Genomic DNA, 13,159 nt, shown 5'->3' on the forward strand with positions numbered 1-13,159 from the left:
CATGGACATACCAACCTTGTGCAAGGTCACCCAGGTGGCCGATCAGCAGCAATCCTACGAAACAGCCCTGAAAGAAAACCCGCTCAACGCCCCGCAGCCCTCGCGCTCGGGTCGTCAGAAACGCGGCGTTGCCTACCACAGCCGCCTGTGGGCGCCGGGCCGCACCCTGCTCATCGCCTTCGCGGCCGACGTACCGGAACAGACGCAACAGAGCATCTTCGAGGTTGCCTGCCAATGGCTGGCGTACGCCAACCTCAAGTTCCAGCGCACCGCCGACTGGGCCGAGGCACAGATCAGGATCGAGATGAAGCCAAGCGGCACGGGGATCAACCATTCACTGGTCGGTACCGACGCCTTGCTCCGCGAAGACAGCACCATGACCCTCAGCGACTGGCCTGGCGATGAGCAGTTCCAGCGCAGCGTGCTGCATGAGTTCGGGCACGCGCTGGGCCTGGACCATGAGCATCAGCACCCGGATGCGGACATCCAGTGGAACCTGGCCAAGCTGCTGGAATACGCCGAACAGGTCGGCATGCCCATGGAAGAGATTGCTGAAAACTTCCTCAACAGGATCGAACGCACGCAGGCATTGCACAACGCCTACGACCCGGGTTCGGTCATGCACTACCCGATTCCGGCCACCTTCACCCTGAACAATGTGGCTTTCACCGGCTCGGCGCAGCTCAGTGACGGCGACAAGGCGCTGGCGGGCAAGGCCTACCCCTTCACCCCGGTACACCCGTGAAGTACACCCCGCCCAGCCCGGCAGCGGGCGAGACCTAGGCGCCAGCATGCGCCTGACCTGTCCGCGCGACTGACCCCCAGCGCGGGGCCGCCATGCGACCCCGAGCACTTCACTTGACCGGCCCCAGGTTGGCCTCGCTCATGTCCAGCTCACCCAGCACCTGGCGCACCACGTCATCACCGATCTGGTGCTGGCGGTGCAGGCTGTACAGCTCCAGGCGCTGCGCCCGCAGCGCCCGCAGGCGCAGGCGTCGCTCCAGCTGATCCATCTGCGCGGCCAGCGCCTGGGCCTCGGCACTGTCGTTGAACACGTCCAGTTGCTGCCGGTACTCGGCCATTAGGCGCGCCTTCAACTCGGCGGCCAGTGCGGCCTGGGAGGCATCCTGGGGCGCGCCGGGCTCCACCAGTTCCTCGGCCTCCAACGCATGGATCGCCGCCTCGGCGGTGCGCCGCCAGGCCTCGCGCGCCTCCTGGCGCAGGGTATCGTCGGGGCTCTTCTCCACCCCGCGCAGCAGCAACGGCAAGGCAATGCAGGCCGATACCAGCGACAGCAGAATCACCCCTGCGGCAATGAAGATCAGCAGGTCGCGTTCGGGGAACGCCTTGCCCGCGCCGATCAGCAGCGGCACCGACATCACGCCCGCCAGGGTCACCGCCCCGCGCACGCCGCCCACGGTCAGCAGCCAGCACGAACGCGCGTTGGGCACCAGCACCAGGTCTTCCTTGCCGCGCCAGCGCCGGATCACCCCGATCAGGCGCCAGATGCTCTGCACCCAGATGAACCGCAGCGCCAGCAACACCAGGAAGATCGCCACCACATCCAGGCAGCGGTACAGCAGGGTTGGCCACAGCGATGCCTCATGGCTGGTCACCGCCTTGGCGATATCGGGCAGTTGCAGGCCCAGCAGCAGGAAGATCAGGCCGTTGAAGGCGAACTCCAGCAGCGACCACACACTGCGGTTGAGCAGGCGCGTGCTGGTCTGGCGCGGCAGCAGGTCAAGCCAGCTCTGCATCATGCCCGCCGCCACCGCCGAGAGAATGCCCGAGGCGCCCAGGCGCTCGGCCAGCACATAGGCGGCGAACGGCAGCAACAGCATGAACACCACGTGGGTGGCCGGGTCGTCCCAGCCGCGCGCGATCATCCACACCCGCAGGCGCCCCACCAACCAGCTCAGCGCCACGCCGATGGCCAGGCCACCCACGGCCACCAGCACGAAGGTCACACTGGCCTCGGCCAGCGAGAACACCCCGGTGATCGCCGCCACCAGCGCAAACTTGAACGTCACCAGGCCCGAGGCATCGTTCATCAGCGCCTCACCCTGCAGCATGTGCATCAACGGGGTGGGCAGGCGATCCTGGCTGATTGCCGACACCGCCACCGCGTCGGTGGGCGACAGCACGGCGGCCAGGGCAAAGGCCACCGGCAGCGGTATGCTCGGCAGGATCCAGTGGATGAAATAGCCGGCCCCCACCACCGTGAACAGCACCAGCCCCACCGCCAGGGTCAGGATCGGCCCGCGCAGGCGCCAGAACTCGCGCTTGGGCATGCGCCAGCCATCGGAGAACAGCAACGGGGGCAAGAACAGGAACAGAAACAGCTCAGGGTCCAGGGCCACGTGCAGGCCCAGGGTCGGCCAGGCCAACAGCGCACCGGCACCAATCTGCACCAGCGGCAGTGGCAGCGGGATCAATCGCCCCACCAGTTTCGAGACACTGACCAGCATCAGCAGGATGAGAACGGTATAGGCTGACTGCATACGGCGTGTTTTTCCTGTTCAGTTTCAAATACGCTCAACGGCCAGGGTTATGCCATTGAAACAACATGTTACCGGGATCTGCATGAACACAACCGCTCCACCTAAGTCGCAGACCCGCCGGCAATCTGTAACACAATGCTACAAATGAGGAGCCTCGCATGATCACCCCCGCGTCGACCCTATTGACCCACGATAGCCCCAACCGTGCGCTGCTGGTCATCGATGTGCAAAACGATTTCATCCCCGGCGGCGCCCTGGCGGTGCCCGGTGGCGACGAGATCGTGCCGCTGGTCAACCAGCTCGGCCGCCAGTTCGAGCGCGTGGTGCTGGCCCAGGACTGGCACCCGGCCGGGCACGCCTCGTTCGCCTCGAGCCACCCGGGCAAGAATCCGTTCGAGGTCATCGAACTGTCATACGGGCCGCAGACACTCTGGCCCGACCACTGCATTCAAGGGAGCCCCGGCGCACAGTTTCACCCGGACCTGAACATTGCCCACGCACAGCTGATCGTGCGCAAGGGCGGCAACCGCCAGGTCGACAGCTACTCGGCGTTCACCGAAGCCGACCAGACCACCCCCACCGGCCTGGCCGGCAACCTGCGCGAGTGCGGCATCGACACGCTGTTCCTGTGCGGCCTGGCCCTGGACTTCTGCGTGGCCTGGACGGCACTGCACGCACGCCGCAAAGGGTTCACCACCTATGTGGTGCTGGACGCCTGCCGCGCCATCGATACCGCAGGCTCCTGCGCGGCGGCGATGGCACAGATGCAGGCTGCCGGGGTGCAGTTCATTCAGGCGCGGCAACTGGGCGGCGCCAGCCGTGGCGCCCTGCCCGATGTTGTCGCATAATCCAGCCCACCCATTCTTCGAGGAGTTTCGGGGCGGCTGCGGGAACGCCCGCGCGCCCTTAACGTTCAATGGCTTATATTCTCTTCGGCATCAAAGCCTGTGACACGATGAAGAAAGCCCGTACCTGGCTTGAAGAACACCACATCCAGTACGACTTTCACGACTACAAGACCCAGGGTATAGACCGGGACCACCTGAACCGCTGGTGCGACGAGCACGGCTGGCAGGTGGTACTCAACCGCGCAGGCACCACCTTCCGCAAGCTCGATGACGCGCAGAAGGCCGACCTCGACCAGGCCAAGGCCGTCGAGCTGATGCTGGCACAACCCTCGATGATCAAGCGCCCGGTGCTCGACCTGGGCGGCAAGACCCTGGTCGGTTTCAAACCGGACCTGTACGCGGCAGCCCTGCGCTGAACCGCGACGCCTTCACTCAATTTCGCAAGAGGTAACCGCATGTCCACTTCACTGTTCAGCCTGGCCTTCGGCGTCGGCACTCAAAACCGTCAAGGCGCCTGGCTGGAAGTCTTCTACGCGCAGCCACTGCTCGCCCCGAGCGCCGAGCTGGTCGCAGCCGTCGCCCCGATCCTGGGCTATGAAGGCGGCAACCAGGCCATCGCGTTCAGCAACGCCCAGGCCGCGCAACTGGCCGAGGCCGTCAAGGGCGTCGACGCCGCCCAGGCTGCACTGCTGACCCGCCTGGCCGAAAGCAACAAGCCGCTGGTGGCCACGCTGCTGGCCGAAGACGCCACCCTGAGCTCCACCCCTGAGGCCTACCTCAAGCTGCACCTGCTGTCGCACCGCCTGGTCAAGCCCCACGGCCTGAGCCTGGCCGGCATCTTCCCGCTGCTGCCGAACGTGGCCTGGACCAGCCAGGGCGCCATCGACCTGGCCGAACTGGCCGAGCAGCAACTCGAAGCCCGCCTCAAGGGCGAGCTGCTGGAAGTGTTCTCGGTCGACAAGTTCCCGAAAATGACCGACTACGTGGTGCCGAGCGGCGTGCGTATCGCCGACAGCGCCCGCGTGCGCCTGGGTGCCTATATCGGCGAAGGCACCACCATCATGCACGAAGGCTTCGTCAACTTTAACGCCGGCACCGAAGGCCCGGGCATGATCGAAGGCCGCGTTTCGGCGGGCGTGTTCGTCGGCAAGGGTTCGGACCTGGGCGGCGGCTGCTCCACCATGGGCACCCTGTCGGGCGGCGGCAACATCGTCATCAAGGTCGGCGAAGGCTGCCTGATCGGCGCCAACGCCGGTATCGGCATCCCGCTGGGCGACCGCAACACCGTCGAAGCCGGCCTGTACATCACCGCCGGCACCAAGGTGAACCTGCTCGACGAGAACAACGAGCTGGTCAAGGTGGTCAAGGCCCGCGACCTGGCTGGCCAGACCGACCTGCTGTTCCGCCGCAATTCGCTAAACGGCGCGGTCGAGTGCAAGACCCACAAGTCGGCCATCGAGCTGAACGAAGCGCTGCACGCCCACAACTAAGTGGTACGATCGGGTCTGGCCCTCTGCCAGACCCGATATCAGGCCCTACACATCATGTTCCAGCCCTCTCCCTGGCGCGCAGACTTCCCTGCCATCGCCGCCCTGCAACGCCAGCACCAGACCTACCTGGACAGCGCTGCCACCACGCAGAAACCCCAGCACCTGCTCGACGCCCTGAGCCACTACTACACCCAGGGTGCGGCCAACGTGCACAGGGCCCAGCACCTGCCCGGCGCACTTGCCACCCAGGCCTTCGAGGCCAGCCGCGAAAAAGTCGCCGCCTGGCTCAATGCCGCCGATGCGCAGCAGATCGTGTTCACCCATGGCGCCACCTCGGCGCTCAACCTGCTGGCCTATGGCCTGGAATGGCGCCTGGAGGCGGGCGACGAGATCGCCGTCAGCGCCCTGGAGCACCACGCCAACCTGCTGCCCTGGCAGCAGTTGGCCCAGCGCCGCGGCCTCAGGCTGGTGATCCTGCCGCTCGACGCCAACGGGCATATCGACCTGGAGGCGGCCCTGCAACTGATCGGCCCGCGTACCCGCGTGCTGGCGGTGAGCCAGTTGTCGAATGTGCTCGGCACCTGGCAGCCGCTGCAACCGTTGCTCGACCACGCCCGCGCCCAGGGCGCCCTCAGCGTGGTCGATGGCGCCCAGGGCGTGGTGCACGGGCGTCACGATGTACAGCAACTGGGCTGCGACTTCTATGTGTTTTCCAGTCACAAGCTGTATGGCCCGGACGGCCTTGGCGTGCTCTATGGGCGCCGCGAGGCGTTGGGCCTGCTGCGTCACTGGCAGTTCGGCGGCGAGATGGTGCAACTGGCCGGCTACCAGCAGTCGAGCTTTCGCCCCGCCCCGCTGGGTTTCGAGGCCGGCACGCCGCCGATCGCCAGCGTGATCGGGCTGGGTGCCAGCCTGGATTACCTGGCCAGCCTCGACGCTACCAGCGTGGTCGAACATGAAGCCGCCCTGCACCGCCATCTGCTGCGCGGCCTCAACGATCGTGAAGGGGTGCGGATACTGGGCGCGCCGCAACTGGCCCTGGCCAGCTTCGTGGTCGAGGGCGTGCACAATGCCGACCTTGCGCACCTGCTGACCGAACAGGGCATCGCCGTGCGCGCCGGCCATCACTGCGCCATGCCGCTGGTCAACAGCCTGGGCCTGGACGGCGCGATCCGCGTGTCGCTGGCGCTGTACAACGATTCCCACGACCTGGAGCGCTTCTTCAGCGCCCTGGACCAGGCCCTGGAGCTGCTGCGATGAGCCTGCCCGACGCCGCCCGCGAGGCGCTGGATGTATTCGAACAGGCTGCCGGCTGGGAGCAGCGCGCCCGCCTGCTGATGCAATGGGGCGAGCGCCTGGCCCCCCTGGACGCGACGCAGCAGTGCGAGGCCAACCGCGTGCACGGTTGCGAAAGTCAGGTGTGGCTGGTGGCCGAGCAGGTCGAAGGTCGCTGGCACTTCAAGGCCGCCAGCGATGCGCGGCTGCTGCGCGGCCTGCTGGCGCTGCTGCTGGTGCGGGCCGACGGCTTGACCGGCAGCCAGCTGCAGCAGCTGGACCTGCCCGCCTGGTTCACCGCCCTGGGCCTTGGCCGACAGCTCTCGCCGTCCCGCAGCAACGGCCTGAACGCCGTGCTGCAGCGCATGGCTCAGCTCGCCGCCGGCGCCTGAGCCGCTACGCGATCGGCCGGGCGGCGCTTGCCACCCACCAGTTTCTCCACGGCCTTGCTGGCAGCCACCATGCCGAAGGTCGCCGTCACCATCATCACCGCGCCGAAACCGCCCGAGCAGTCGAGCTTGACCCCGTCCCCGACGAAGCTCTTCTGCAGGCAGATACCGCCATCGGGCAGCGGATAGCGCAACTGCTCGGTGGAGAACACGCACGGCACCCCGTAGTTGCGGCTCACGTTGCGCGAAAACCCGTGGTCGCGGCGCAGCGTCGAACGCACCTTGGAGGCCAGCGGGTCGTTGACCGTGCGGTTGAGATCGGCCACCTGGATCTGCGTGGGGTCGAGCTGCCCGCCCGCACCGCCGGTGCAGATCACCTGGATCTTGCGCCGCTTGCACCAGGCAATCAGCGCAGCCTTGGCCATCACGCTGTCGATGCAGTCGATCACGCAGTCGATATGGTCGGTGATGGTCTGGGCCAGGTTGTCGCGGGTGACGAAGTCCACCACCGCGTGCACCTTGCAGTCCGGGTTGATTGCGCGCAGGCGCTCGGCCATCACCTCGACCTTGGGCTTGCCCACGTTGCCCTGCAGCGCATGCAACTGGCGATTGGTGTTGCTCACGCACACGTCATCCAGGTCGAACAGCGAAATTTCGCCAACGCCGCTGCGGGCCATGGCCTCGGCCGCCCACGAGCCGACACCGCCGATGCCGACGATCGCCACATGCGCCTCGCGCAGGCGTTGCAAGCCCTGCTGGCCATACAACCGGGCAACACCGGCAAAGCGTGGATCTTCTGTACTCATGGCCCAACCCTGAAAAAACCGGCGCGCATTATAGGCCCCACAACGCAGGATGACAGCCCGCAACCGACGCACTGATTGCCATGAATTGGTAAACCTGGCGCCAACCCTGCTTTAATGACCGGTGCAAACCCTGCTTTGGACGGCAATTGTACGGGCTTCAGAACTTCAGCATCTGAGGAAAATCCAAGCGCTACATGCACCCGTTTCCTATACCACGCTACCTGCCTGGTGCGTAGGATCCGTGCCCGCCGGCGCTTGCCCGTTCCACTTTTCGGAACCCGAAATATCTATGTCATCGCGTAAATTTGGTATCAACCTGGTGGTCGTCATGGCGATTGCCGCGCTATTCACCGGGTTCTGGGCACTGATCAACCGCCCGGTGTCCGCCCCCGACTGGCCGGAGCAGATCTCCGGCTTCTCGTATTCGCCTTTTCGCCTGGGCGAAAGCCCGCAAAAGGGCCAGTACCCGACCGAAGCCGAGCTGCGCGAAGACCTCGAGCAACTGAGCAAGCTGACCGACAGCATCCGCATCTATACGGTGGAAGGCACCCAGGCGCTGATCCCGCGTCTGGCCGAAGAGTTCGGCCTGCGCGTGACCCTGGGTGTGTGGATCAGCCCCGACCTGGAACGCAACGAGCGCGAAATCGAGACCGCCATCCAGTTGGCCAACACCTCGCGCAGCGTGGTGCGGGTGATGGTCGGCAACGAGGCGCTGTTTCGCGAAGAGGTCACCCCCCAGGCCCTGATGGACTACATGGACCGCGTGCGCGCCGCAGTGAAGGTGCCGGTCACCACCAGCGAACAGTGGCACATCTGGAAGGAAAACCCCGAGCTTGCCGGGCACGCCGACCTGATCGCCGCGCACATCCTGCCCTACTGGGAATTCATCCCGGTGAGCCAGGCCGAGCAGTTCGTGCTCGACCGCGCCCGCGAGCTCAAGCAACTGTTCCCGCGCAAGCCGCTGCTGCTGTCCGAGGTCGGCTGGCCCAGCAATGGCCGCATGCGCGGCGGTGCCGACGCCACCCAGGCGGATCAGGCCATCTACCTGCGCAGCCTGGTCAACCTGCTCAACCGCCAGGGCTACAACTACTTCGTGATCGAAGCCTACGACCAGCCCTGGAAAGCCAGTGACGAAGGTTCGGTGGGCGCCTACTGGGGCGTGTTCAATGCCGCGCGCCAGCAGAAATTCAACTTCGAGGGCCCGGTGGTGGCCATTCCGCAGTGGCGCGTGCTGGCCGTGGGCTCGGTGGTGCTGGCGATGCTGTCGCTGACCCTGCTGCTGATCGACGGCTCGGCGCTGCGCCAGCGCGGGCGCACCTTCCTGACCTTCATCGCGTTCCTGTGCGGCTCGGTGCTGGTATGGATCGGCTATGACTACAGCCAGCAGTACAGCACATGGTTCAGCCTCACCGTGGGTTTCCTGCTGGCGCTCGGCGCGCTGGGGGTGTTCATCGTGCTGCTGACCGAGGCCCATGAACTGGCCGAGGCGGTATGGACGCACAAGCGCCGCCGGCTGTTCCTGCCGGTGGAGGCCGACAGCGCCTATCGGCCCAAGGTGTCGGTGCATGTGCCGTGCTACAACGAGCCCCCGGAGATGGTCAAGCAGACCCTCGATGCCCTCGCGGCGCTGGACTACCCGGACTTCGAAGTGCTGATCATCGACAACAACACCAAGGACCCGGCCGTGTGGGAACCGCTCAAGGCCCATTGCGAGCTGCTGGGCGAGCGCTTCAAGTTCTTCCATGTGGCACCGCTGGCAGGTTTCAAAGGTGGTGCGCTGAACTACCTGATCCCGCACACCGCCAAGGACGCCGAAGTGATCGCGGTGATCGACTCGGACTATTGTGTCGACCGCAACTGGCTCAAGCACATGGTGCCGCACTTTGCCGACCCCAAGATCGCCGTGGTGCAATCGCCGCAGGACTACCGCGACCAGAACGAAAGCACCTTCAAGAAGCTCTGCTACGCCGAGTACAAGGGCTTCTTCCATATCGGCATGGTCACCCGCAACGACCGTGACGCAATCATCCAGCACGGCACCATGACCATGACCCGGCGCTCGGTGCTCGAAGAGCTCGGCTGGGCCGACTGGTGCATCTGCGAAGATGCCGAACTGGGCCTGCGCGTGTTCGAGAAGGGTTACTCGGCAGCCTATTCCCACGAGAGCTACGGCAAGGGCCTGATGCCCGACACCTTCATCGACTTCAAGAAGCAGCGCTTTCGCTGGGCCTACGGCGCGATCCAGATCATCAAGCGCCACACCTCCAGCCTGCTGCGCGGCAAGGACACCCAACTGACCCGCGGCCAGCGCTACCACTTCCTGGCCGGCTGGCTGCCGTGGATCGCCGACGGCATGAACATCTTCTTCACAGTGGGTGCGCTGCTGTGGTCGGCGGCCATGATCATCGTGCCGCAGCGGGTCGACCCGCCGCTGCTGATCTTCGCGATCCCGCCGCTGGCGCTGTTCGTGTTCAAGGTGGGCAAGATCGTGTTCCTGTACCGCCGCGCGGTAGGGGTCAACCTCAAGGACGCGTTCTCGGCGGCGCTGGCGGGGCTGGCGTTGTCGCACACCATTGCCAAGGCGGTACTGTACGGGTTCTTCACCAGCAGCATTCCGTTCTTCCGCACGCCGAAGAACGCCGACAGCCACGGGCTGCTGGTGGCACTGGCAGAGGCCCGCGAGGAGCTGTTCATCATGCTGCTGCTGTGGGGCGCGGCGCTGGGCATCTACCTGGTGCAGGGCCTGCCGAGCAACGACATGCGCTTCTGGGTGACCATGCTGCTGGTGCAATCGCTGCCGTACCTGGCGGCGCTGATCATGGCCATGCTGTCGTCGCTGCCCAAGCCCGCGGATGTCACGCAGCCCGCACCTGCCGCCTGATAAACCGCCATCGCGGGTCAAGCCCGCTCCCACAGGGATTGCGCAGTACCTTGTGGGAGCGGGCTTGACCCGCGATAGGCCCGCACAGACAGCACAGATCCACAGTCCCTTCCCCGCACTTTTGCTATAAGATAACGCCCCTTCTTTTTGCCCCAGCCTTGCACCCCGGAGTCCTTCATGACGGCCCCAGCCGACCTCTCGCCTACCCTTGAACTGGCCTGCGACCTGATCCGTCGTCCCTCGGTGACCCCGCTGGACTTCGACTGCCAGAAACAGATGATGCAGCGCCTGGGCGATGCCGGCTTCATGCTCGAACCGATGCGCATCGAAGACGTCGACAATTTCTGGGCCACCCACGGCAGCGACGACGGCCCGGTACTGTGCTTTGCCGGCCACACCGACGTGGTGCCCACCGGCCCGGTGCAGGCCTGGGCCAACGACCCGTTCGACGCCCTGATCGACGCCGACGGCATGCTCTGCGGGCGTGGCGCGGCCGACATGAAGGGCAGCCTGGCCGCCATGATCGTGGCCACCGAGCGCTTCGTCGCCGACTACCCGAACCACAAGGGCAAGGTCGCCTACCTGATCACCAGCGACGAGGAAGGCCCGGCCCATCACGGCACCAAGGCCGTGGTCGAACGCCTGGCGGCGCGCAACGAACGCCTGGACTGGTGCATCGTCGGCGAGCCGTCGAGCACCACCCTGGTCGGTGACGTGGTCAAGAACGGCCGTCGCGGCTCGCTTGGCGCCAGGCTCACCGTGCGTGGCGTGCAGGGCCACGTGGCCTACCCGCACCTGGCGAAGAACCCGATCCACCTGGCCGCCCCGGCCTTGGCCGAACTGGCCGCCGAGCACTGGGACGAGGGCAACGATTTCTTTCCCCCCACCAGCTTCCAGATCTCCAACCTCAACTCGGGGACCGGCGCCACCAACGTGGTGCCAGGCGAGCTGACCGCACTGTTCAACTTCCGCTTCTCCACCGAGTCGACCGTCGAAGGGCTGCAGGCCCGCGTGGCGGCGATCCTCGACAAGCACGGCCTGGACTGGCAGGTGGACTGGGCGCTGTCGGGCCTGCCGTTCCTCACCGAACCGGGCGACCTGCTCGACGCGGTGTCGGCCAGCATCAAGGCCGTGACCGGCCGCGACACCCAGGCCTCCACCAGCGGCGGCACCTCCGACGGGCGCTTCATCGCCACCCTGGGTACCCAGGTGGTCGAACTGGGCCCGGTCAACGCCACCATTCACCAGGTCAACGAGCGGGTCCTGGCCAGCGACCTGGACGTGCTGACCGAGATCTACTACCAGACCCTGACCCGGTTGCTCGTCTGATGCTCATCTGCCCCATCTGCAGCGCCGCGCTCGGCGCCCTGGACAACGGTGTCGGCTGCCCTGCCGGGCACCGCTTCGACCGGGCGCGCCAGGGCTACCTGAACCTGTTGCCGGTGCAGCACAAGAACAGCCGTGACCCTGGCGACAACCAGGCCATGGTCGAGGCACGTCGCGACTTCCTCAATGCCGGGCACTACGCCCCGGTGGCACGGCGCCTGGCCGAGCTTGCGGCCGAGCGCGCCCCCGCGCGCTGGCTGGACATCGGTTGCGGCGAAGGCTACTACACCGCGCAACTGGCCGACGCCCTGCCCCAGGCCGACGGCTATGCCCTGGACATCTCCCGCGAGGCGGTCAAGCGTGCGTGCCGGCGCAACCCGGCACTCACCTGGCTGGTGGCGAGCATGGCCCGGGTGCCACTGGCCGATGCCAGCTGCCAGTTCCTGGCCAGCGTGTTCAGCCCGCTGGACTGGCAGGAAGCCAGGCGCCTGCTCAGCCCCGGCGGCGGCCTGATGCGGGTCGGCCCCACCCGCGGTCACCTGATGGAACTGCGCGAACGGCTGTACGATGAAGTGCGCGACTATGCCGACGACAAGCACCTGGCACTGGTGCCCGAGGGCATGCACCACGCCCACGGCGAAGTGCTGGAGTTTCGCCTGAGCCTGGCGGCCCCGGCCGACCGCGCCAACCTGCTGGCCATGACCCCCCATGGCTGGCGCGCCAGCGCAGAAAGACGCGCGGCCGTCATCGATCACCCCGAGCCCTTAGAGGTGACGGTATCGATGCGTTACGATTACTTTGTGCGCCAAGACTGAGCCGCACCCGGAGAGCCCCATGCGCCAACCCGATATCGAGATTTACCTGAAGGACGCCGACGTCGATCACAAGCAGATCGCCGCCTGGCTGGGCCAGGCCCTCGGCCCGTGCAGCGACTGGCAGCAGAAGGGCCAGACCTACAAGTGCAAGGCCGGTAACGTACCTGTTACCTGGCTGCCCAAGGCTGTGGGCAAATGGAACAGCCTGTACCTGGAAAGCGACCAGACCCCGTGGGAGGACGACATCGCCTGCGCCCGCGCCGCATTCGCCGCACTCAATGTCGAAGTGCGCTGCGCGCCGGGTAGCTGGGTGGAAGAGGAAGGTGAAGAAGACGCCGACCGCTGGATCCGCATCAGCGCCGATGGCGAGGAAGAGATCACCTGGCGTACCAGTTGAGCCGTTGACCGGCTTTGCTTAGGCGCCAGCCTTGCTGGCGAAGCCCGGCATCGCCGGGCCAAGGGGCTGCTGCGCAGCCCATCGCCAGCAAGGCTGGCGCCTGCCGCTTTACAGCCCCACTACGTCTTCGGCCTGCAGGCCTTTCTGGCCCTGGGTCAGGTTGTACTCGACCTGTTGCCCTTCCAGCAGGGTGCGATGCCCTTCACCGCGGATCGCGCGGTAATGCACGAACACATCCGCACCGCCCTCACGCTGAATGAAGCCATATCCCTTGGCGTCATTGAACCACTTCACACTTCCAGTCTCACGAGACGACATCTGAACTACTCCGGATTTTTATTTTGGAATCGCCTTGTCGGCAGGACCTCACCAGGCCCCACCTACGCCGCTTGCGGATTTGTCCTGCAAGTGGCGGACCGACTATAACGCAG

General features: G+C 66.0%; 13 protein-coding genes. 10 read left to right on the top strand and 3 right to left on the bottom strand.

Annotated elements, in window-relative coordinates; all coding sequences use genetic code 11:
• Position 1 precedes the first annotated feature (1 nt).
• Entirely contained in the window at positions 2-745 is a 744-nt protein-coding gene (locus ACPRTJ_RS04150) for a M12 family metallopeptidase (RefSeq protein WP_052504292.1), read from the top strand.
• A 109-nt stretch (positions 746-854) separates the two neighbouring features.
• Here the strand turns inward: ACPRTJ_RS04150 and ACPRTJ_RS04155 are convergent, their stop codons facing one another.
• Positions 855-2,501 (bottom strand): Na+/H+ antiporter, encoded by a 1,647-nt coding sequence (locus tag ACPRTJ_RS04155; protein WP_043863248.1) that lies wholly within the window; start codon positions 2,499-2,501, stop codon positions 855-857.
• A 158-nt stretch (positions 2,502-2,659) separates the two neighbouring features.
• On the opposite strand from ACPRTJ_RS04155, the gene pncA reads away from it, so the two are divergent.
• From pncA to ACPRTJ_RS04180, 5 genes are all read left to right on the top strand, one after another.
• Positions 2,660-3,349, top strand: a complete 690-nt coding sequence (gene pncA / locus ACPRTJ_RS04160; protein WP_043863247.1) for a bifunctional nicotinamidase/pyrazinamidase — start codon at positions 2,660-2,662, stop codon at positions 3,347-3,349.
• Between the two features lie 68 nt (positions 3,350-3,417).
• On the top strand, positions 3,418-3,765 hold the full coding sequence (locus tag ACPRTJ_RS04165) for an ArsC family reductase (RefSeq protein ID WP_043863246.1): 348 nt from the start codon (positions 3,418-3,420) through the stop codon (positions 3,763-3,765).
• A gap of 39 nt (positions 3,766-3,804) precedes the next feature.
• The gene (gene dapD, locus ACPRTJ_RS04170; protein ID WP_043863245.1) at positions 3,805-4,839 is read left to right on the top strand and encodes a 2,3,4,5-tetrahydropyridine-2,6-dicarboxylate N-succinyltransferase; all 1,035 of its coding nucleotides are present in this window, start codon (positions 3,805-3,807) and stop codon (positions 4,837-4,839) included.
• Between the two features lie 54 nt (positions 4,840-4,893).
• Entirely contained in the window at positions 4,894-6,099 is a 1,206-nt protein-coding gene (locus ACPRTJ_RS04175) for a cysteine desulfurase (protein ID WP_054915006.1), read from the top strand.
• Positions 6,096-6,506, top strand: coding sequence for a SufE family protein (locus ACPRTJ_RS04180; RefSeq protein WP_100633075.1), 411 nt, complete (start codon positions 6,096-6,098; stop codon positions 6,504-6,506). The genes ACPRTJ_RS04175 and ACPRTJ_RS04180 overlap by 4 nt, the downstream gene beginning before the upstream one ends.
• Here the strand turns inward: ACPRTJ_RS04180 and tcdA are convergent.
• Positions 6,485-7,309, bottom strand: coding sequence for a tRNA cyclic N6-threonylcarbamoyladenosine(37) synthase TcdA (tcdA, locus tag ACPRTJ_RS04185; protein WP_058541484.1), 825 nt, complete (start codon positions 7,307-7,309; stop codon positions 6,485-6,487). The two genes, ACPRTJ_RS04180 and tcdA, sit on opposite strands and share 22 nt — an antisense overlap.
• Before the next feature lie 289 nt (positions 7,310-7,598).
• Between tcdA and ACPRTJ_RS04190 the strand changes: the two genes are divergently transcribed.
• The 4 genes from ACPRTJ_RS04190 (at position 7,599) to ACPRTJ_RS04205 (ending at position 12,728) form a co-directional block, all read left to right on the top strand.
• Positions 7,599-10,190, top strand: coding sequence for a glycosyltransferase (locus tag ACPRTJ_RS04190; RefSeq protein ID WP_043863241.1), 2,592 nt, complete (start codon positions 7,599-7,601; stop codon positions 10,188-10,190).
• A gap of 177 nt (positions 10,191-10,367) precedes the next feature.
• Positions 10,368-11,519: a succinyl-diaminopimelate desuccinylase gene (dapE, locus tag ACPRTJ_RS04195; protein ID WP_043863240.1), complete on the top strand. Its 1,152-nt coding sequence runs from the start codon at positions 10,368-10,370 to the stop codon at positions 11,517-11,519.
• A complete protein-coding gene (locus tag ACPRTJ_RS04200; RefSeq protein WP_054915009.1) occupies positions 11,519-12,331 on the top strand; it encodes a putative RNA methyltransferase in 813 nt (270 codons plus the stop codon). The genes dapE and ACPRTJ_RS04200 overlap by 1 nt, the downstream gene beginning before the upstream one ends.
• Before the next feature lie 19 nt (positions 12,332-12,350).
• Complete coding sequence (locus tag ACPRTJ_RS04205; protein WP_043863238.1) at positions 12,351-12,728, top strand: hypothetical protein; 378 nt, start codon at positions 12,351-12,353, stop codon at positions 12,726-12,728.
• Positions 12,729-12,836: 108 nt separating this feature from the next.
• Here the strand turns inward: ACPRTJ_RS04205 and ACPRTJ_RS04210 are convergent, their stop codons facing one another.
• Entirely contained in the window at positions 12,837-13,046 is a 210-nt protein-coding gene (locus ACPRTJ_RS04210; RefSeq protein WP_038996759.1) for a cold-shock protein, read from the bottom strand.
• Positions 13,047-13,159: the final 113 nt, after the last annotated feature.

It is taken from the genome of Pseudomonas palmensis (assembly GCF_049942755.1).
In the GTDB taxonomy this organism is placed as follows: Bacteria; Pseudomonadota; Gammaproteobacteria; order Pseudomonadales; family Pseudomonadaceae; genus Aquipseudomonas; species Aquipseudomonas palmensis.